Source organism: Autumnicola patrickiae (genome assembly GCF_031846525.1).
Lineage (GTDB): Bacteria > Bacteroidota > Bacteroidia > Flavobacteriales > Flavobacteriaceae > Autumnicola > Autumnicola patrickiae.
Genome location: NZ_JAVRHM010000069.1, coordinates 1 through 896, shown reverse-complemented (window position 1 = coordinate 896; position 896 = coordinate 1). Strand labels below are relative to the sequence as shown.

At 35.8% G+C, this 896-nt stretch carries 1 protein-coding gene; it reads right to left on the bottom strand.

What is annotated here, in order from left to right:
• Positions 1–505: 505 nt before the first annotated feature.
• A partial coding sequence (locus RM549_RS19375) for an FTR1 family protein (protein WP_432264727.1) occupies positions 506–896 on the bottom strand: 391 nt, incomplete at its 5' end.

Below are 896 nucleotides of genomic sequence, written 5' to 3'. Positions count from 1 at the left end.
CCAGTAAGTTATCCTAATCGGTGTAGGGAAAAGATAGGAGGACCAATTAATTTCTTTAACCTTACTAGTTGAAAGTGTAAAAATAAATTTCGAACCATAAGTAACCTTTTTTAAAGATTTAGCTATCATTAAATTGTACTTCAACTTGAGTAAAGGACTACAGTTTTACGAACTGCTCCAGTAATTACAGGGACATCAGCCAACTAGTTAATCCGATAAAAAATTTAGAATATTTTTACTATCTATGGACTTCTTACGTACTGCATTTATATACCACAAGCCCAGGATAAATATCAATAAAATGCTCTGCCCCAAAATAGATTCCACGGTAGTATAAATCCCCAACTATTCTATTCTCATTTGATACGGAATCATAGTAGCAGAGAGTAAACCCGATTCTTGAATAGTGTATACCTTTTCCTATAAGTATGACAGCAAGCAGGGTGATCATCCAGGACGAGAACCGGAACAGCTGTCTTACGAGTATTTGTTGATTTTTTCGATTTTACTCTTCTGTCACCAATTCTTGTGAGGGTTGCAGATTGCTTTTTTGATTCCGATTCCGCCAATGGAAAAATAGTATAATAACGAATACAAAAAGTTGCGCCAAAATAGCCTGTAAATTTGGATAGATACCCAATAGATCTATACGGGGAGCAAAATCAACGGGTAAAATTGAAATATAACCTGCTTCCTGAAAAGCCATAATTCCTTTACCTGTCAATACTACTGCAAGGGCTGCTACCATGTAAGAAGCCAATTTGAAAAATTTTCCTATTGGCAGCTCTTTTGTGAACTTCAGAAACACAACTGTAATAACGGCTACTATGATAATGGAAGTAAGTATGGCCCAACTAATAGCAGGATTTGCAACATCAGGATTGCTCAATTTAAGG